The organism is Microbulbifer maximicatervae (SeqCode) (genome assembly GCF_052467065.1).
Genome location: NZ_CP174299.1, coordinates 1,372,908 through 1,386,460 on the forward strand (window position 1 = coordinate 1,372,908; position 13,553 = coordinate 1,386,460).

9 protein-coding genes are annotated in these 13,553 nt (G+C 47.7%); 7 read left to right on the forward strand and 2 right to left on the reverse strand.

Annotated features, from left to right (window positions below):
• Positions 1 to 567 precede the first annotated feature (567 nt).
• The 7 genes from ACJJI1_RS06045 to ACJJI1_RS06075 all read left to right on the forward strand — a co-directional run bounded on the left by ACJJI1_RS06045 (position 568) and on the right by ACJJI1_RS06075 (position 9,515).
• Complete coding sequence (locus ACJJI1_RS06045; protein ID WP_444911695.1) at positions 568 to 1,353, forward strand: outer membrane protein OmpK; 786 nt, start codon at positions 568 to 570, stop codon at positions 1,351 to 1,353.
• A 1-nt stretch (position 1,354) separates the two neighbouring features.
• The gene (locus ACJJI1_RS06050; RefSeq protein WP_413663622.1) at positions 1,355 to 2,716 is read left to right on the forward strand and encodes an NCS2 family permease; all 1,362 of its coding nucleotides are present in this window, start codon (positions 1,355 to 1,357) and stop codon (positions 2,714 to 2,716) included.
• A gap of 11 nt (positions 2,717 to 2,727) precedes the next feature.
• On the forward strand, positions 2,728 to 3,291 hold the full coding sequence (locus ACJJI1_RS06055; RefSeq protein ID WP_413663623.1) for a phosphoribosyltransferase: 564 nt from the start codon (positions 2,728 to 2,730) through the stop codon (positions 3,289 to 3,291).
• 234 nt (positions 3,292 to 3,525) lie between these two features.
• Positions 3,526 to 4,866: an omega-aminotransferase AptA gene (aptA, locus tag ACJJI1_RS06060; protein ID WP_444958845.1), complete on the forward strand. Its 1,341-nt coding sequence runs from the start codon at positions 3,526 to 3,528 to the stop codon at positions 4,864 to 4,866.
• A gap of 139 nt (positions 4,867 to 5,005) precedes the next feature.
• On the forward strand, positions 5,006 to 7,699 hold the full coding sequence (gene pepN / locus ACJJI1_RS06065) for an aminopeptidase N (protein ID WP_444958846.1): 2,694 nt from the start codon (positions 5,006 to 5,008) through the stop codon (positions 7,697 to 7,699).
• Between the two features lie 266 nt (positions 7,700 to 7,965).
• A complete protein-coding gene (locus ACJJI1_RS06070; RefSeq protein WP_444907001.1) occupies positions 7,966 to 8,427 on the forward strand; it encodes a GNAT family N-acetyltransferase in 462 nt (153 codons plus the stop codon).
• Between the two features lie 44 nt (positions 8,428 to 8,471).
• A complete protein-coding gene (locus ACJJI1_RS06075; RefSeq protein ID WP_444958847.1) occupies positions 8,472 to 9,515 on the forward strand; it encodes a Kelch repeat-containing protein in 1,044 nt (347 codons plus the stop codon).
• A 76-nt stretch (positions 9,516 to 9,591) separates the two neighbouring features.
• On the opposite strand, the gene ACJJI1_RS06080 is transcribed toward ACJJI1_RS06075, so the two are convergent.
• Both ACJJI1_RS06080 and ACJJI1_RS06085 read right to left on the reverse strand, forming a co-directional pair.
• Positions 9,592 to 11,799, reverse strand: a complete 2,208-nt coding sequence (locus tag ACJJI1_RS06080; protein ID WP_444958848.1) for a transporter substrate-binding domain-containing protein — start codon at positions 11,797 to 11,799, stop codon at positions 9,592 to 9,594.
• 227 nt (positions 11,800 to 12,026) lie between these two features.
• A complete protein-coding gene (locus tag ACJJI1_RS06085; RefSeq protein WP_444906998.1) occupies positions 12,027 to 13,529 on the reverse strand; it encodes a hypothetical protein in 1,503 nt (500 codons plus the stop codon).
• Between the last annotated feature and the right edge of the window lie 24 nt (positions 13,530 to 13,553).

Sequence of the window (13,553 nt, forward strand, 5' to 3'; positions counted from 1 at the left end):
GCAAAAAAACCAAATAGCCAAATAATTTTTATACAGGTTAAAAGTCGATTTACTTTTCCCAACTATAACCATCGACCTCAGGCCGATGCCTGCCTATATAAGGAAGGCGCTCAGAAGATACATTTCAACCATCCTTGTTCTGCTACCAAGCGGATGACTTCCAGTGTCATCAAAGTTAAACAACATCTATCGCGACCCCTTAAAGCACCAAAAGTATTCATGTTGCCTGTGCAAGCACCACTGGGGAGCAGATGCCGACTTTCTGGACTATTTACCTAATTTGCCCCTGCAATATAGCGATTCCCTACTATCAAACCAATCAAGCAATACTTTTTTGCTACACCGACCCATCGCTAACCAATAAATGAGTATCTCGTTTTCCCCATGCGTGATTTTTTGGTGCAGAGTTACTTAAAAAGCTAGGAAAAAAGCGTAAATGCCGAGAAAAAATACTGGAAAACAGGGGTTAAGTTCTGGTACATTCCGCGACTATTTTTTAACCAACTGCCGATTTTCTCATCGGCCGCCAGTGCGAAATTCGCCTGTCGCTGTAACAGAGGTAATAGAATGAAACCAACCAAGCCCCTGCTACTGCTGGCCTCTAGCCTGTTGTCCGTAGCTGCCCAAGCTGAGATGACCTGGAGTGACAACAGCCTGAGCCTTCTTTACGGCCACGATTACAAAGTCGACTACAGCAAGAACACGGATGACTCTGAGAGATCCGTAGTAACTTTTGAGCACGCCAGTGGCCACAGCTGGGGTGACCTCTTTATTTTTGCCGACTACCTGGACTCGGAAGATGGCTCCAAAGAACTGTATAGTGAGATTTCTCCCCGCCTGAGCTTAGGCAAGCTCAGCGGCAGTGAACTGGCTTTCGGACCGGTTACCGATGTACTGATCGCCACAGCAGTTGAGCTGGGCAATATGGATGATCCGGACCACTTGGCAGCAACCGGCCCCCACTTTACCAATTACCTGACGGGTGTGGGCTTTGATCTCGCGGTACCCGGTTTCTCCTTTGTACAGGCGAATGTTTACCACCGCGATAACGATGACAAGGCCAGCAACGAGCAGCTGACCCTGGTTTGGGCCATGCCTTTTACCCTGGGTGATGCCAGCTTTGTCTACGACGGATTTATCGATTGGACCAGTGCTTCTGAAGATTCACATCCGAGCACTAACTTTACCTCCCAGCTGAAATGGGATGCCGGCGCTGCCTGGGGTGAACCCAAGACCCTGTACGCGGGTATTGAGTACGTACACTGGAACGACAAGTTCGGAATCAAAGATGGCACTTATGGTGTCGATTCCAACGAGCGCAACGTTAACCTGCTAGTAAAGTACCACTTCTGATATGAAACCCACTGATATCCAAACATCGGCGACCCCTGGGTCCGACATTCCACAGGTGGGAGGCAATGCCTCATTCCTGGAGAAATTGTTCAAGCTCTCAGAGCGCCAGACGAATGTTCGCCGGGAAGTGATTGCCGGCGTTACCACATTCCTGACGATGGCCTACATCATCTTTGTGAACCCCAATATCCTGGCTGCAGCGGGTATGGATAAGGGTGCTGTGTTTATGGCGACCTGTCTTGCAGCCGCTATTGGCTGCCTGATTATGGGGCTCTACGCCAACTACCCCATCGCATTGGCGCCAGGTATGGGCCTCAATGCCTTCTTCGCCTACGTTGTCGTCGGTGAAATGGGATACAGCTGGCAAGTAGCCCTGGGGGCGGTGTTTATATCAGGGGTAATCTTCCTGCTGCTCAGTATCTTCAAACTGCGAGAGTGGATTATCGATAGTATCCCCCTCTCCCTGCGACAATCCCTGGCAGCGGGTATCGGCCTGTTCCTGGCGATCATTGCCCTGAAGAGTGCCGGTATCGTTGTGGCCAGCCCCGCAACGCTGGTAACCCTGGGCGACCTCAAGTCAATTGAGGCGATCCTGGCAGCACTGGGCTTCTTTATTATTGTGGCGCTGTCCTACCGCCGTATGCTGGGCTCAGTGATGATCGGTATCCTTGCGGTAACCGTCATCGCCCTGGCAATTGGTAAGGTAGAGTTCACCGGTCTGGTATCCGCACCTCCCAGCCTGGCACCGACTTACCTGGAGCTAGATATCGCTGGCGCCTTCGAAGTTGGCATGATCAGCGTGATCTTTGCCTTCCTGTTTGTCGACCTGTTCGACACCGCAGGCACCCTGTTAAGCGTTTCTGATCGCGCCAAACTGCTGGATAAAGATGGCAAGTTGCCTGGAATGGGCAAAGCCCTGATGGCCGACAGTTCCGCATCTGTTGTTGGTTCTGTACTGGGCTCCTCCACTACTACCTGTTATGTAGAGAGTACTGCAGGTATAACCGCCGGTGGTCGCACAGGCCTGACTGCTGTGGTTTGCGCCGGGCTATTCCTGTTGGCGACCTTCTTCTCGCCCCTAATCGGTATGATTCCGGCCTATGCAACCGCAGGTGCTCTGCTGTATGTTGGCGTCCTGATGACTTCCGGTATGTCATCTATTGATTGGGATGACATTACCGAGGCCGCACCGGCAGTAATCGCCGCAGTGATGATGCCTTTGTCGTTCTCGATCGCGCACGGAATCGCCCTGGGCTTTATTTCCTACGCAGTTATTAAAACGCTGAGCGGACGTAGCAAAGACGTCAGCATCAGTGTCTACGTGTTAGCGGCACTCTTTGTTGCCAAGTTTGCCTTTTTCTGAGGGGTACATTGATGAAAAAGCACTTTATTAGCGCACAGCAGCTCCTGATAGACTCTTATGCTCTCGCCGAGCAAATCTATAAGGACGGCTTTCGCCCAAACTATATTGTCGGTGTTTGGCGCGGTGGCGCTCCTGTGGGCATCGCTGTACAAGAGCTGCTGCACGTGATGGGAGTGGATGCAGACCATATCGCTATCCGCACTTCCTCCTATCTCGGTATCGGTGAGCGTGACAAGAAAGTGCGCGTGCATGGCCTGAACTACCTGATCAAGCGCCTGGAGTCCCACGACTCCCTGTTGATCGTGGACGATGTGCACGACTCTGGCCTGAGTATTGAGCAAACTATCGAAGACCTGCGCGCTGCCTGTAAGAAGAACACGCCGGAGATTCGTATCGCGACCCCTTACTACAAGCCGAAGAACAACAAGGCCAAGCGCGAGCCGGATTACTTTATCCACAAGACCGAAGAGTGGTTGGTATTCCCCCACGAGATCGACGGTCTGTCCCGGCAGGAGATTCTGGAGAACAAACCAGAACTCGCCCCCTATGTGGACAGAATCGCCACTGCTGTTTAATCAGCAATATTACCGGGGGCTAATGCCCCCGGTTCTCTTTCTCCTCTCATCTCCCTCTCTCCCTTAGACCATTCCGGCAAACCCTCCCCCGTCACTCAACTCCTGCCATAGGCAATACTTCAATACTCTATTAATAAATCCCACTTATGAAACTAAAGTTAGTGAGAATCAATTTATAAAGTAGAAAAGTTGGTCCAAAATTAATGCGATAAGGCCAAATGTCGGAAAATAAAAATGAACGACAAATCAGCGGGACTTAGTAAATCGCAGCTCGATGCTTACTGGATGCCTTTTACCGGGAATCGCCAATTCAAAAGAGATCCCCGTATTATTACCTCAGCCAGCGGCTGCTATTACCATAGTGCTGATGGCCGCCCCATCTTCGATGGTCTCTCTGGCTTGTGGACCTGTGGTGCCGGACACAACCGCCCGGAGATAATTGACTCCATTACCCGACAAGCAGCCCTTCTGGATTATGCCCCCGCTTTCCAATATGGCCACCCGGGAGCCTTCCAACTAGCGGAGCGTGTCAGCCAGATGATGCCCATGGGGCTCAATCGTATTTTCTTTACAAACTCCGGCTCTGAATCCGCAGAAACCTCTCTAAAAATAGCTAGAGCCTACTGGCAGAAGATGGGCGCTCCAGGGAAAACAAAATTTATCGGACGCGTGAAAGGCTATCACGGAGTTAATTTTGGCGGTCTTAGTGTGGGGGGTATTAGCGCTAATCGAGCAATCTTTGGCTCATCTTTAGATTCTGACCACCTTCGCCACACCCTTTTACCCCATAACCGCTTTGCTAAAGGACAGCCTGAACAGGGAAGTTTCCTGGCAGACGAGTTGCTGGAACTTATCAAACTGCACGGTTCTGAAAACATTGCCGCTGTTATTGTCGAGCCCGTAGCGGGGTCTGCGGGAGTATTGCCCCCACCAAAAGGCTATCTCCATCGCCTTAGGGAAATATGTACTCAATACGACATATTGTTGATATTTGATGAAGTCATTACCGCTTTCGGACGCATGGGGAAAGCCACCGGAGCAGAGTTTTTTGGAGTGACCCCGGATATGCTCAATACAGCCAAACAGCTTACAAATGGCGCTGTTCCCATGGGCGCTGTGGCTGTGCGTCAAGATATCTACGAGATATTCATGGAAAATGGAGGACCTCAATACCAACTGGAGCTTCCCCACGGCTATACCTACTCTGGGCACCCACTAGCCTGCGCAGCGGCATTGGCGACACTGGATATTTTAAAGAAAGAAAATTTATTTGAGAGATCTGCGGAGCTTGCCCATATCCTGGAAGACCATATCCATCAACTCAATGGATTACCGTTAATAGAAGATATTCGTAATTGTGGACTTGCCGCAGGCCTAACAATCGAATCAGCTCCAGATGAGCCATTACTCAGGCCTTACTTAATTGCTATGAAGATGTGGGAAAAAGGCTTTTATATTCGCTACGGCGGCGACACATTGCAAATCGGCGTCCCATTTATAGCACAGGCAGAGGAGATTGACGGAGTTATCAACGCATTAGCGGAATCAATTACTGAGGTCGCAAACGGCCAGTAGCCAGAACCTATTCCTTCTCACTCTGTATAAAAGATTCCCCCTACTGATACGGAAAATTTATATCGCCGCCTAGCTATCTTTAATGATACAAAGTAAATCGCAAATAGTAATTCAATAACTCTATATTAAAAATAGCGCCATGAACAAATATATTCGCCTTACAAATGTATTACTAAAGTACAAAGTGGTTATAGCGATTCTATGTGGTATTTTATTAAGTTCCTGTGAGCAAAGAACTACTAAGCAAGAAATAAACTTACCAACAAAGAAAATTTCATCTCCTATTAGAACCACAGCCCCAGGACTTTCAGAATCTTATGCTGACATTCGTCGTCAGCAAATTGCTGAAGTGGACTATCGGCTGAGCATCAATCTGGATAGTCAAGCTAAAAACTTCTCCGGAATTGTGCACGCAGATATCAATTTTAGAAAAATACTTGAACAGCCGCTCACTATAGATTTTTCCGGTGGTGCGGTTGATTCAATCCAGGTCGATGGAAGATCTGTTCCATTTGAGTACAACAACTACTTTATTTCTATTGATTATCAAAATCTACCAGAAAAATCCCACACGATTACGGTGAATTATCAACACCCGTACTCTAACAATGGCTCAGGATTACATCGCTTTAAAGACCCCAAAGACGAAAAGGTCTATTTATATACGGACTTTGAACCTTATGATGCCAATCGCCTATTCCCACATTTTGACCAACCCAATTTGAAAGCACGCTACACCCTGGATGTAAAGGCTCCAAAAGACTGGGTAGTAGTTAGCGCGGAAAGAGAGGAGAGAGTAGAAGAGAAAAGAAAATCAAACCACTGGTTTTTTCCTCAAACCAAGAAATTCTCATCTTACATATTCTCTTTACATGCAGGTCCTTACCACATCTGGGAAGACAAGGCAGGAGATATTCCCCTTCGCTTAATGGCAAGACAGAGCCTGGCAAATTACGTAAAAACAGAAGACTGGTTTACCTTCACCAAACAATCCTTTGAGTTCTTTCAGCCCTACTTTGAAATTGATTATCCATTTAAAAAATATGATCAAATACTAGTACCTGATTTTAACGCCGGCGCTATGGAAAATGTTGGGGCTGTAACATTTAACGATTCTTACATATCCCGAGGAAAAAAGACCCAGGCCCAGCGGATGCGCCTCGCCAATGTTATTGCCCATGAGCTGGCCCATCAATGGTTTGGTAATTTGGTCACCATGAATTGGTGGGATGACCTTTGGCTCAATGAGAGTTTTGCCACTTACATGGCCAATCTGGCTCTAGCCGAAAATAGCGAATTCACTACCGCTTGGGAGAACTATTATTTAGGCGCCAAGCAATGGGCTTACCACACTGATCAACGCCCCACTACCCACGCTATTCAACTACCAGTCAACAATACTGACGAAGCCTTTGCCAATTTTGATGGAATTACTTATGGCAAAGGCGGCTCAGTACTCAAGCAATTGCCCTACTATTTGGGCAAAGAAGAATTTCGCAAAGGCGTCAGTAATTACTTAAAGGCTTTGTCTTATGACAATTCAACCCTCAATGACTTTATCAACCACCTGGGCAAAGCTGCGGATAAAGATCTTAATTCCTGGCAGCAACAGTGGCTTTACCAGGCCGGCCTCAACACAATTGAAGCCAGCTTCCAGTGCGATGATGACCAAATCAATCATCTGGTAATTCAGCAAACAGCACCAGAGGAATATCCGATATTAAGGGAACAGCGCACACAGCTGGGGTTTTACCAAATGAAAGCTGGAAGTATGAAACGGGTTGCAACCCTTCCAGTGCTTTATAGTGGTGCCAGAACCGAAGTAAAAGAAGCCGTGGGGCTATCCTGCCCAGAGGGGCTATACCCCAATGAAGAAGATTGGGCCTATGTGAAGGTAAATCTGGATGAAGTTACCATCAAGAATATGGCTCAGCATATCAATGATATTGAAGAACCGTTTGCACGACTAATGTTCTGGCAAAGTCTATTTGATAGCACCTATGACGCAAAGCTCCCTCTGGATGAGTATATTAGTTTTATAGTGAATAATGGCGCCGACGAAAAGGACATCAATATTATTCGTTTGAATGCCAGATATATTGAATTCACTTACGATTTCCTGACTCAAATCCCCCTAAGTACAAAGCGCCGTAACGAACTTACTCAGACCGTTGAGAGCTTCGTCTGGGGGCAACTACTAGAGGCGGCTGAAGGTAGTGATCAACAAAAAGTCTGGTTTGGTATTTTTACCAATATCGCCCACTCCACTCCAGCATTAAGTCAAGCTAGAGACCTATTAATGGGAGAGTTTGCCATTAAAGGACTGGAACTCGATCCTGATATGCGCTGGAAACTTATCAAGTTGCAGAATCGTTATCTGTTCTCAGATTATGAGCAGGCAATCACAAGAGAATTGGAAAAAGATAACTCCGACAGATCTAAACTCAACGCACTTTCTGCTGAAGTTATTCGCCCCCAACCCGAAAATAAATCAAAGTGGGTAGCTAACCTTATATCTAATCGAGACAAATTCAAGTTAAGCGAAATTCGAAAAATTACAGAGTCCCTTTTTGCACCAGAGCAAATAGAGTTATTTAACATCCACGGCCAACCGATTTTTGACTCACTGGCTCAGGTCAATGAAGATGAATCTCAGGAATTGCTTACTGCTTATGCTTACGCCCTACCGCTAATGTGTTCTAGAGAAAATGTAAATGAGATTACTAAGTCACTAAAAGAAAAACCACAACTTAAGCCCATATTGGTAAAAGCACTAAAAAATCATCGCTATTCCGGTGAACGCTGTATCAATATCGGGAAGCGATTACTCTAGATCTTCTTTAAACTAGCTATTAATGTTGAACTAAGGGCAATATCCAGCCCTTAGTTTCCCTTACCAGGCTTTTGGCCGGGTATTACGCGTAATAAAACGGTGCATATTTTATCTAAATGCCCCCGAATAAAGCATATCTATTGCACCAGCTAACTTATACTTATTCTTCTCTAAAAATCTTGTTACAGTGACATTTCAAAGCCCAAAAAATTAACGGGCGTCCCTACTTAAACCATTGTTTTAAAAAGAAAGACAATCAAATAAAGATGTATATATCAGTAAAATTAGACGACCTGTCCGATGGCTCCATTAACAATCTTCTTGAAGCTCATCTACGGGAAATGTACCGACATTCCCCACCTGGGAGCGTTCACGCACTAAATCCTGATGAGTTAAATGACCCCATGATTACCTTTTGGGGAGCGAGAATTGATGGAGTTTTGGCCGGCTGTGGTGCCCTAAAAGAGATCAACCCTGATTTGGGCGAAATAAAATCCATGAAAACTCATTCTCTATTCCTGCGCAAAGGCGTTGCCCGCGCCTTGATAGAAAGAATATTGGAGGAGGCAAAGCAACGTAAATATAAAGAGATAAAGCTGGAGACAGGTCGCGCTGAAGCTTTTGCTCCCGCAATCGCTCTCTATCGCCGTTATGGATTTGACGATTGCGCCCCTTTCAGTCACTATAAAAATGACCCTTTTAGCCTATTTTTAGGTAAAAAATTATAGTCAATAGGTATCCCTTATCAGTCAGTATGAAAGTGTTTGTTACCATGGCGCTATCCAGAAGATCCTTTATTAAATATTCCAGCTTAGCTTCCCTTACTTTCGGTGGAGTCAATCTAACCGCTAAAGAGGCTAATTCCAGTCTATCTATATCAAGTCTTCCCAGCCTGGAAATGCCTTTACAGGAGATTTACCCCGCAGTCTTTTCTGGTGAGATCTATGTAGCAGGGGGATTTATCCCATCGGATGCGGCAGTTTTCTTCGGTCTCTCTCCAACTAAACAAACACATATCTTTTCTACAAGGGAACAAAACTGGAGGCATGGGCCCAATTTACCTGAGGTAAGGCATCACCTCGGTATGGCCAGTAACTCCAACGGCCTATATGGCATCGGTGGTTTTTTTGGCGATTCTGATAGCGCTTGGCAAGCCCGAAATACCGTTTATAAACTATCCAGCGAATATAAGCATTGGATAGAAACCAGCCCTCTCCCCCGGCCCTTGGCTGAATCTATTTACACCAACATTGGGGAAGACATCCATGTTATTGGCGGTAAGGCCCCCAACGAACAGTCTAAAAATAGAGATACAAATTTTCATTATGTGCTTACAAGAGGAGATTATTGGGAGCAAGCAGCACCAGCCAGTATCAAGCGAAACTCCGCAGGTGGGGCAACTTTAAATAACAGAGTTTATGTTGTTGGTGGCCGCCAGGTTAGCGACAATGGTAGCAAGGCCAGGAATCTAACTTATGCCGAAGTTTATGACCCCAGCCTGGATAAATGGGAAAAGATCCGCCCCCTACCCCAGGCTGCTGCCGGACTCACAGTAACCCCATTAAATAATAAATTAATAGTTACCGGCGGTGAGGCATTTGGCCCCAATGGCAACTGGAAGACTGGTACAGCATTTAACAATATTTGGATTTACGATCCAGTCACAGATGATTGGAACAATCAGGGTCAGTTGCCCCAGGCACGGCACGGTCACGGAGCAGTAGCCCTAGGAGAAAGCCTCTACTTGATTGGTGGAGCCTCTAAAGTTGGGCCGCAAGAAACTCTCGCCTCCGCAATACAGCTGCGCTGGAGCTAAAGGGCAATAATAAAGTACCCTTGAGCAAACCCACAATGCCTCTGGCTTGCAGAGGCCCACTGATGGGATGCATTAATTAATCGGGAGCAATGCTGCCATCAATATCTGTATAGTTCTGATGGCGCTCAACTCCTAAATATCCAATATATCTATCCCGTATCTCACGCACATAATTAACTGGCTCCCTGCCGCGCACGTAACCAAAACGACTATCGCGATAGTATTCAGGCTGGGACAACAGCAACATGGCCTCTTCAACATGGCCAAACCACTGGTTAGGGTCCCACTCCAGTCGTCGGGCTAACGCTCTGGCATCCCTGACATGACCGTGACCCGCATTATATGCAGCCAGGGTAAAATAGATCTTCTGCTCTAGGGGTATATTTTCAGGAAAACGTTTATCCAGCCACCCCAAATAAGATACACCTGCGCGGATACCGTTTTCAGGATCATACAAATTCTTAACTCCCATCTGTCGTGCTGTCCGCGGTAATACCTGCATCAAGCCCTGAGCACCGGCAAAGGAGCGCGCTTGGGGGTTAAATTGACTCTCCTGGTACATCTGCGCAACCACCATACGCCAATCCCGATCGGTAGCCTCAGTATATTTCTTTACTATGGGATCAAAGGGCGATAGTTCATCAGTGCTGCGCAGGCGCTGCCCTTGATGTCGGAGGATACGCTTTTGTTCCTTGAAATATTTATTGTAAGTAACGTTAAAGAACAGGTCCCGATTGTGCTTGTTCAGAAAGTTATTCAGTTGTTCCAGTAATACCGGCTGGCCAGTTCGAACGGCCCAGGCGATATCTCGCTCCCCTGGCAACTCCCCCACTACAGTAAAGTCATCCCGGTAAGTACTCTCAATGGCGGCCAAGTGTGAGTCAACTACGGTATAGGGAAAAATACCCCTGGCTACTGCATCAATAAGAAACTCACTGGTAGCGCCTTTTAGACGATGGATCTGTAGCGGCACCATATCTTGCCCGTGCTGCTTTTCCATTATTTTGACCAGACTCTCGTGATAGCTCGTGGTGGGATTAACCACTACTGTTTGCCCAGAAAGCAGGTTCTCTGGAAGGGGTAGCTCTTTATCAGGCACCTTTGATTTTGCCGCTACTACCTGTTCCGTAACTGTCATATAAGGCTTGGAAAATGCCAATCCCTGCTGGCGGCGGGCCTCGGTAACAGTAAGGGATGCAGCAATCATGTCCCCCATTCCATCATTCAATGCCTCGACCAAATCCTGGTCCTTATCGGGCACAACCATGCTCAGGCGTAATTTATGGTCACGAGCAAACTTCCTTAGCAGATCGTAATCAAACCCCATCAACTCACCGCGCCAGATAAAGTAGGAAGCGGGGTGATTGCGAGTGAGCACCCTTAAAGTTCCGCTCTCCTTTATTGCCTGCCAATCTCTCAGTGGCTGTTCTCGGTTCTGACTGGCCAATACCAATTCTGCGGTAAAGAACTCATTCAACTCACGCCTCAAAGCGATAGCACCTTTGCGTACAGCCCAGGCTATAGGCCTGCGGGAATCGAGTTCTGTGGTGGCTGTGAGTTGAGGGTAATCAGTTAGAAGTACATCGGCCAAATTACTATCAATAATTGTTGCGGGGTATTCACCCGCTGCTACAGCCGCGATAAGCTCGCTGGTTGCAACCGGCTTATCGAGGTAAGTGATCCTGTAATTTTCCCTATCGACTTGCTGCTCCAGGGTTTCAGCAAATGCACTGCCCCGCCGCAGCACAACTTGCAAGGGCACAGCCTCTTCCACCTCGAACTCTTTATGAGTAATTAGCAACTCATCAACATATTGTAATGGGCGGGTAAAACCCAGTGATAATTTGCGTTCTTCGGTGCGGGAAAAATTGGTGGCGATTACATCCCCACGTCCATCAATAACCGCCGGAATTAAATCGGAAAAGTTATCTACGTAAACCCACTGAGGCTTTAATCCCCGGCTACGAGCAAAATTTTCCGCAAGTTTTCGCCACTCTGTTGCAGGTAGTCCTTCTCGTGGTAAGGCGCTCTCCTGGGGGCCCCTTGGAGCCAACAGGCGCAATACACCTCGCTCTAACAGGGCTGGCAGATCTCCTTGCTCTACATAATTTTCAAACTGCGGCTTTGCGGGCTGTTTATTCTGCGGCGTTGGTATCGGTTGTTGGGGAGATTCCGTTAAAACCTTTGAGTTTTCTACAACAGGATCTCTATTACTCTCGCATGCGGCAAGCAGCAATATTAAGACAAATAGCGGAAATATAACGAAAAACCGTTTTCTGCTCACAGTGCACCCTTTCTTATTCTATGAGAAGCATTACCCTTAACGCGCTCGCTATGCTTCGCAATATGGAATTGCCGCTGTTACAGAAATCGTACCAGTTTGCAGGGAAATTATCCCCTAAAAAAAAGCCCGGCAAAGTCAATTGCCGGGCAAATATACGTTGGCGAATGTCGGATGTCTCTTACACAGAGTGACAAGCCTTTTTTATTCAGTGAGCGCTCTTATGGTTGCTATGATGACTTGGGTTTGCCCTTCAGCTCTGCCAACCTCATTTTTATTTCTTTGTTCTGCTCCTCGTCTGGGAGCTCGAACATCAGCGGCTTCGCCACTCGGGCAAAATACTCCGCATCTTTCTTTTGGTAGAGCTCTTCTGCCAGCCACTGGGCAATATGCAGCTCACGGGGGGCACGCTTGTAAGCCTGCTCCAGCTTTTCCAGATATTCCTCTCGGGGGTAATCCAGCATCTCCATAGCCATCGCCAGGCCAAACCAGTGAGATGCATTTTTCGGTTCTTCCTTCACCAGGAAGTCGAACTCTTCCCGCGCCATTTTCAAGCTGCGAAGATCCCGCTTACTACCGGGCGCCACCGCCTGCTGATTAACCGTTAACCAGGCATGGGCACTCAAGTACCAGAGCTGGCCCCGGTCCTTAGTGGGGACACTGGCCAAAAGGTGGCTGGCCTGGGGGAAATTACCCAATCGCAGATCGGCACTCGCTTTAATCGCAGCCAGCTCAGTACTGTAAATACCCGTACTGTAGGCATATTCAATCAACTCATCCAAAGCCAGCAGGTTGTAACCGGACTGGGCGATAAATCCAGCCAGGATGCTCACCGACTCTCTTTTGCTGAGGCGTTTAACCGTAGGGCTGGCCTCTTTAAAGTCCGCGGGGATAGCGCCACTAAAATGTTCAAAACTATCCGCCTTATAAGTGGCGACATAGGCCTTTTCAATTTCTTTCACCGACATCCCCAGCGCTTCTTCCAGGGCGAGTACTGGGTCGGCACCATCGTTATAGGCTTTGACGAAATTATCGAAATTATCCTGCTTGCCGCTTTTCATCATCAACCAGTGAGACAGAATCCAACCTCCGGCATAGACATCCGCTTTTTCGTCCGCATCAGTGTTGTACACCGTCGCGCGCAACAGGTCCTCCAGCGGCATAAGACCGGTATACATCAGGGTCATGGCCCGCTCGCTGGGAATGGAGCCAATTTCGTAGGTACCTTTTTCCGGGAAGGACATGGTTGCCATAAATTCAGCAAACCCCTCGCTATACCAATAGGGGTAGTGGGTAGTGTTGCCGTTATAGCTCAGAAAATGGGTGTATTCGTGGAACAGGAATTCGCGCGCTTTGAGCTGCCTCTCAACGCTGCGACCATCCAGGTTTACCAGGGCATAGTTACCCTCCGCAGATGTATCGAACAAACCGTTGGTCATATCCGCCAGCTCAACACCCACCAGGTTTGCATAGGTGTCCCGGTCTGCGGCCGCATAAATAGTTAATCGCTCGCTTTTTGGATCTGCATCGAGTAACTCCAAGGCCACTGCGCGATAGCGCTCCAGGTCTGCTACCAGACTTTTGACTGCGTTGGGATCACCATCGGTAATCACGCGAAAATTATCACTGTCGACTTCATACCAGGTCACCTGCCCCAAGCTGCGCGGCGCGGCGTAGGCTGAAGCGATAAATCCGAAACAAAGTACTAATAGAACAACTGAACGAGAAACCATAGTTCGGGCCACCGAGTCATTGTT

Bases quoted from the DNA above. Each gene is read 5' to 3' on its own strand.
- pepN (WP_444958846.1), top strand. From the start codon at position 5,006: ATGAACAAATATATTCGCCTTACAAATGTATTACTAAAGTACAAAGTG.
- ACJJI1_RS06085 (WP_444906998.1), bottom strand. From the start codon at position 13,529: ATGGTTTCTCGTTCAGTTGTTCTATTAGTACTTTGTTTCGGATTTATC.
- ACJJI1_RS06050 (WP_413663622.1), top strand. From the start codon at position 1,355: ATGAAACCCACTGATATCCAAACATCGGCGACCCCTGGGTCCGACATT.
- ACJJI1_RS06045 (WP_444911695.1), top strand. From the start codon at position 568: ATGAAACCAACCAAGCCCCTGCTACTGCTGGCCTCTAGCCTGTTGTCC.
- ACJJI1_RS06075 (WP_444958847.1), top strand. From the start codon at position 8,472: ATGGCGCTATCCAGAAGATCCTTTATTAAATATTCCAGCTTAGCTTCC.
- ACJJI1_RS06055 (WP_413663623.1), top strand. From the start codon at position 2,728: ATGAAAAAGCACTTTATTAGCGCACAGCAGCTCCTGATAGACTCTTAT.
- aptA (WP_444958845.1), top strand. From the start codon at position 3,526: ATGAACGACAAATCAGCGGGACTTAGTAAATCGCAGCTCGATGCTTAC.
- ACJJI1_RS06070 (WP_444907001.1), top strand. From the start codon at position 7,966: ATGTATATATCAGTAAAATTAGACGACCTGTCCGATGGCTCCATTAAC.